This window comes from Micromonospora chalcea, from assembly GCF_002926165.1.
Classification (GTDB): domain Bacteria; phylum Actinomycetota; class Actinomycetes; order Mycobacteriales; family Micromonosporaceae; genus Micromonospora; species Micromonospora chalcea.
Genome location: NZ_MAGP01000056.1, coordinates 1 through 6083, shown reverse-complemented (window position 1 = coordinate 6083; position 6083 = coordinate 1). Strand labels below are relative to the sequence as shown.

General features: G+C 71.5%; 6 protein-coding genes. 4 read left to right on the top strand and 2 right to left on the bottom strand.

Annotated features, from left to right (window positions below):
* Positions 1-587: 587 nt before the first annotated feature.
* Complete coding sequence (locus tag BAW75_RS06230; protein ID WP_064448843.1) at positions 588-851, bottom strand: SCO4848 family membrane protein; 264 nt, start codon at positions 849-851, stop codon at positions 588-590.
* Between the two features lie 125 nt (positions 852-976).
* Here BAW75_RS06230 and BAW75_RS06225 point away from each other — a divergent pair, with 125 nt between their 5' ends.
* The 4 genes from BAW75_RS06225 to BAW75_RS06210 all read left to right on the top strand — a co-directional run bounded on the left by BAW75_RS06225 (position 977) and on the right by BAW75_RS06210 (position 5329).
* Entirely contained in the window at positions 977-1420 is a 444-nt protein-coding gene (locus BAW75_RS06225) for a PRC-barrel domain-containing protein (protein ID WP_064448820.1), read from the top strand.
* A gap of 269 nt (positions 1421-1689) precedes the next feature.
* A complete protein-coding gene (gene trpS, locus BAW75_RS06220; protein ID WP_104112941.1) occupies positions 1690-2748 on the top strand; it encodes a tryptophan--tRNA ligase in 1059 nt (352 codons plus the stop codon).
* A 270-nt stretch (positions 2749-3018) separates the two neighbouring features.
* Positions 3019-4737, top strand: a complete 1719-nt coding sequence (gene argS / locus BAW75_RS06215) for an arginine--tRNA ligase (RefSeq protein ID WP_104112940.1) — start codon at positions 3019-3021, stop codon at positions 4735-4737.
* A 70-nt stretch (positions 4738-4807) separates the two neighbouring features.
* Positions 4808-5329, top strand: coding sequence for an alpha/beta hydrolase (locus BAW75_RS06210; protein WP_069089879.1), 522 nt, complete (start codon positions 4808-4810; stop codon positions 5327-5329).
* A gap of 145 nt (positions 5330-5474) precedes the next feature.
* On the opposite strand, the gene BAW75_RS06205 is transcribed toward BAW75_RS06210, so the two are convergent.
* Positions 5475-5768, bottom strand: a complete 294-nt coding sequence (locus BAW75_RS06205; protein WP_104112939.1) for a DUF4287 domain-containing protein — start codon at positions 5766-5768, stop codon at positions 5475-5477.
* Positions 5769-6083: the final 315 nt, after the last annotated feature.

Sequence of the window (6083 nt, the reverse complement as noted above, 5' to 3'; positions counted from 1 at the left end):
AGGAATCCCAACCAGCAACCATTCCAAAGAACAGCCACCAGTCCGGGGTATAAAACAATTGGCACTGGCTTTACAAGCACCCTGTTGAGTTCTCAAAGAACAACCACACACCAACCAGAAACCCCGCACCGCGGAGCCCCTGCTTGGGGCATTTCGTTCAACCACCCGCCGCTCTCGCGCCGGGCACTTTTACTACGTTACCTCACCGTCTCTGCCGTGTCAAACCGTGTGTCCCGGTCTGTCACGCTTCGTACGGGTCGGCGCCGCTGAACCCGCGCAGCAGTCACCTGCTGCGTCTGATCATCGGATTTGGCAGGCCGGCCGCTGCGGTCTCCCGCTAGCTCGCCCGGTTCCCTGCCGGTCGACAACCTTACCCGGTCGGTTTCGCTCCGCCAAATCCGCCCTCCGGCGTCTTGGTGAGCATCGCCCGGACCAGGTCCTGCGGAGGCGAGAACCTCGTTCGGACCCGGCGCCAATCCCGGTTCGGCGCTTCAGGACTTTCGTCCCGTTTGCCCCGTTCCGCGCTGGCAGAGAGAAAGTTACGCGGCCACAGGTTTGATCGTCAAATCGGTGGGTAGCGGCGCGCGTCACACCCGTCCGACGGGGGCAGGGCGGCGGGAGGCACGGTAGGCGCGGATGCCCAGGACACCGACAGTCGTGCCGATCGCCAGAGAGGCGCCGATCAGCAGGGCGTGCACCCAGAGGAAACCCGTCGGACTGCCCTCGCCGACGACGCCGGCAGACCAGGCGCGCTCGTCGTTCCAGATGGCGACCGCGAACCTCGGCCAGATCGCCCAGGTCCACACTCCGACGGCGACCAGGAACAGTGACCAACCACGTGACAGGACCATGGTCGGCCAGTATGCCAGCGGGCCGTACCCGCAGGTCAGGGCGTCGGGGACGGCGACGCGTGTTTCCGGCGTGGCCGCCGGGGCACTGTTCCCGGCGTCGAGCCGATGCGCGGGAGGTGCCACCTATGCAGCCGTTCAACCCCTGGGCCTGGCGGGACCCGTCCGCCCTGGCGGGTGGGTACGACCAGACCCGGCCCGGAGACGTACCGCGGCAGCGCGCCGCGGACACCGACGACCAGCTCGACGCCCCCGGTCCCGGTACGCCGCTCGACCTCACCGGCTACCGGGTGGAGGCGACTGACGGCCGGATCGGGTCGATCGACGAGGCGAACGAGGACGCCGACGCGCGCTACCTGGTGGTGGACACCGGGCCGTGGATCTTCGGGAAGAAGGTGCTGCTGCCGGCCGGCACCGTGGCCCGGGTCGACCACCTGGACCGCGTGGTGCACGTGGACCGCACCCGCGACCAGGTGAAGGAGTCGCCCGCGTTCGACAGCGACCACTTCGCGCACCCGGAGTACCGGGAGCGGGTCGGCAGCTACTACTCCGAGAGCTATCGACAGCAGTAAGCGCGGCAGGAGGCAGCGGCGCGGGCCGGTGAGCGGTTACCGTGTCAGGCATGGTCCGGCCGCGCAGCTGCCTCCCGGAGACCCGTAGCGGTCTTCCGGGCCACGCTGTCGACGGGCGGGAGCAGATCCTCGACGTACTCCGTGCCGGCGGACTCCGATTCCGCGCCGGCGGGCGATGGCGGCGCTCGTTCTGACGAGCCCGCTCCACCGACCCGGGTGACACCGGGTCGCTTCTCCCCGCCAGCGAACGGCACGAAAGGCGTACGACCATGTCCTCTGCACGCATGCTCACCGGAGACCGCCCGACCGGGCGGCTGCACCTCGGCCACTACGTGGGCAGCATCGCCAACCGGGTGCGGCTGCACCAGCGCTACGAGAGCTTCTTCATCATCGCCGACCTGCACATGCTCACCACGCGCAACAGCCGCGCGGACATCGAGCAGGTGGCGCACAACGCCCGCGAGATGGTCACCGACATCCTGGCCGCCGGGGTGGAGCCGGAGCGGGCGACGTTCTACCTCCAGTCGGCGATCCCCGAGGTCGGCGACCTGAACACGCTGTTCCAGAACCTGATCACGGTGCCCCGGCTGGAACGGGTGCCGTCGCTGAAGGAGATGACCCGGGACGCCGGCAAGGACGAGATGCCGTACGGCCTGCTCGGCTACCCCGTCCTCCAGGCCGCCGACATCCTCTGCGTGAAGGGGCAGGTCGTGCCGGTCGGGAAGGACAACGCCGCGCACGTCGAGGTGACCCGGGAGATCGCCCGGCGGTTCAACCACCTCTACGGCGAGGTCTTCCCGGTGCCCGACATGCTCATGTCGGAAACGCCCACGCTGGTCGGGACGGACGGCGCCGGGAAGATGAGCAAGAGCAAGGGGAACGCGATCGCGCTCTCCGACGACGCGGCGACGGTACGCCGCAAGGTGATGGGGATGTACACCGACCCGAACCGGGTCCGCGCCGACGTGCCCGGCACCGTCGAGGGGAACCCGGTCTTCGAGTACCACGACATCTTCAACCCGGACCGGGCGCAGGTGGCGGAGTTCAAGGACCGCTACCGGGCCGGGCGGGTCGGTGACGTCGAGGTCAAGGAGGCGCTGGCGACGGCGCTCAACCGGTTCCTCGACCCGATCCGGGAGCGCCGGGCCCGGATCGAGGCGCAGCCCGGCCTGGTCGACGAGCTGATCGTCACCGGCACCGAGCGGACCCGCGTCGAGGTGCGCCGCACGCTCGTCGAGGTCCGCCGGGCGATGGGCCTGAGCAGCGCGTACGCCCAGGTGCGGCGCCGGGCCGAGCGCTACCGCAAGGCCGTCGCCACCTCGGCCTGACGACAGACCGGCCCGGGGTACGCGCTTGCGCACGCCCCGGGCCGGCCGGTTACGCTGCCGACATGGCCAGTTCGCACGCGTACCCGATGACGTCCTCCGACGTCCGGCTCGGCGCGCTGCGACGCCGGCGGTCCCGCGACCGCCTGCGCTGAGCCTTCCCTCCTGCGACCGGCGGATCGAGCCGCCGGTCGTCATCGACCGTCCTCGCTCCGCCGTCGCGTTCCCGTCAGGTGATCCGCGCGGCGGATCCACAGCGAGATCGGCGTACCCATGGATCTTGAAAGGTTGCTCACCGACCGGCTGGCGCCGGCGTTCGCGGCGGTGGCCGGCGTACCGGTTGACCCGGCCGTGCGGCGCTCCCAGCACGCGGACTTCCAGTCGGACGCGGCGCTGGGCCTGGCCCGGCGGCTCAGCCGGCCGCCGCGGGAGATCGCGGCGGAGGTACGGGAGCGCGCGGCGCTGGCCGACGTCTGCGCGTCGGTCGAGGTGTCCGGTCCGGGTTTCCTGAACCTGACGGTGGCCGACCACGCGCTCGGCGGGCTGGTGTCCGCGCTGGCCGTCGACCCGCGGCTCGGCGTGCCGCCGGTGGCCGAGCCGGAGACTGTGGTGGTCGACTACTCGGCGCCGAACGTGGCGAAGGAGATGCACGTCGGGCACCTGCGGTCGACGGTGATCGGGGACGCGGCGGCCCGGACGCTGGAGTGGCTCGGGCACCGGGTGCTGCGCGCCAACCACCTCGGCGACTGGGGCACGCCGTTCGGCATGCTCATCGAGCACCTGCTCGACCTGGGCGAGGCCGGGGCGGCGCAGGAGCTGTCGATGGGTGACCTGGACGGGTTCTACAAGGCGGCGCGGGCGAAGTTCGACGACGACGAGGCGTTCCGGGAACGGTCGCGGCGGCGGGTGGTGGCGTTGCAGGGCGGTGACCCGGCGACGCTGCGGCTGTGGCGGCTGCTGGTGACGCAGTCGGAGAGCTACTTCCTGACCGTGTACGACCTGCTCGACGTGACGCTGACCGGCGACGACTTCCGGGGCGAGAGCAGCTACCACGACCAGCTCGCGCCGACTGTCGAGGAACTGGACCGGCTCGGACTGCTGCGGCGCAGCGAGGGCGCGGACTGCGTGTTCCCGCCCGGATCGGTGGGCCGTGACGGCGAGCCGTTGCCGCTGATCGTGCGCAAGTCCGACGGCGGGTACGGCTACCCGGCCACCGATCTGGCCGCGCTGCGGCACCGGACCGGCACGCTCGGCGCGACCCGGCTGCTCTACGTGGTCGGGCTGCCGCAACGGCGGCACTTCGAGATGGTGTTCGCGGTCGGCGCGCAGGCCGGCTGGCTGACCGCGCCGGTGCGGGCCGAGCACGTCGGGTTCGGCTCGATCCTCGGCCCGGACGGGCGGATGCTGCGCAGCCGGGCCGGCGGGTCGGTGAAGCTGGTCGGGCTGCTCACCGAGGCTGTGGAGCGGGCCACCGCGCTGGCCCGGGAACGCAACCCGGAGCTGGGCGAGGCCGAGGCAGCCGAGGTGGGGCGCGCGGTGGGCATCGGCGCGATCAAGTACGCCGACCTGTCCGGGGACCGGCACAAGGACTACGTGCTGGACTGGGAGCGGATGCTGTCGCTGGACGGGAACACCGCGCCGTACCTCCAGTACGCGTACTCCCGGGTCCGGTCGATCTTCCGGCGGGCCGGCGCGGCGGCGCGGCCGGACGCGGACGTCTCGCTCGCCGAGCCGGCCGAGCGGGCGCTCGCGATGGAACTGGTCGGTTTCGCCGCTGTGGTCGAGGAGGTGGCGGGCAGCCTGGAGTTCCACCGGCTGACCGCCTACCTGCACCGGCTGGCGGTCGCGTTCAGCGCGTTCTACGAGCGCTGCCCGGTGCTGCGGGCAGACGGGCCGGTACGCGAGAGCCGGCTCGTGTTGTGCGAGCTGACCGGGCGGGTGCTGCGGCAGGGCCTGGACCTGCTCGGCATCCGTACCCCGGAACGGTTGTGAGGCCGCGGGGCCACCGGAAGCCCGTGCGGCGGCTAGCGTGACGCATCGATCGAACGAGAGGTAGGCGGCCATGGCGGATCGACGCGCGGTACTCGCTCCGGGACGGGGCTACGACACCCGGGGCCCGCTGTTCGTCTACATCGGGGAGGCGTTGCGCCGGCGCGGTTTCGAGGTGCACGAGGTGACCTGGCGGTCGATCGGCGATCTGCGCCACGACGCCGCGCCGGAGTGGGTCGCCGAGCAGTTGGATCCGGTCCTCGACGCCGGGGTGGATCTGCTCGTGGGCAAGTCGCTCGGCAGTTTCGCCGCCCCGCTCGCCGCCGACCGGGGCATCCCGGCGGTCTGGCTGACGCCGTTGCTGACCGACCCCGCGGTACGGGAGCCGCTGGCCCGGGCCACCGCGCCGTTCCTGCTGGCCGGCGGCACCGCCGACCCGGTCTGGGACGGGGCGGTGGCGCGCCGGCTCACCCCGTACGTGGTGGAGGTCGCCGACGCCGACCACTCGATGATGGTGCCCGGACCGCTGGCGGCCTCGGCCGAGGCGCTGGGGCGGGTCTGCACGGCGGTGGAGGAGTTCGTCGCCGGCCGCTGACGGGTCAGCGGCGGCGTCGCCGCGTCCACACCACTCCCGCCACCGCAGCGATGAGCGGCAGCAGGCAGCAGAGCGTCAGGATGAACAGGTGCCACGGCTTGATCGCTCCCATGGGGCGAACGATAGGCGTCGCTGTCCACAGCCGCTACGCGGCGGCTCGGGCGGCCTTGCCGTCCAGCCACAGCGTGTCGCTGTCGTCGCGGTGCGAGCCGGTGGAGCCGACGTGCTTGGCGCTGATCTTCGGCCCGTTCCTGATCACGTGGACCAGGGCCATCGCGTGTCCCCGGCCGAGGCCGTACTCGTCCTTGAGCCAGCCGACGATCACGCCGGCCTTCACGTCGGCGGCGTCGTAGCCACGCTCCAGGGCCTGGTCGACCAGGGCGCGCGGGGTCTTGCCGGTCTTGTCCTCGATCGCGTCGAGGTATGCCTGGAAGGACATCTGCTCAACCCTTCGTCCGGGAGGTGGTGACAACTCCACCCTCCCGGGCGGCGCGGGTCCGATCAACGACGGACCGGGCCACCGTCGTTGCCTCCAGGACAACGATCGGGCGAGACGCCGGAGAGCCCGGCCCGCGTGGTCGCGGGCCGGGCTCTCCACACCTCGGGGTACGCGCTCAGCGCTGAAGCGTGAGCAGTCCGGGGCGGTAGGGCAGGAGGCCGTAGTCGCCGCCGGAGTTGGGGGAGCGGCCCTGGTAGAGCAGTTGGAGGTTGCAGGGGTCGACGGTGAAGGTCTGGTCCGCGGTGGTGCGGATGA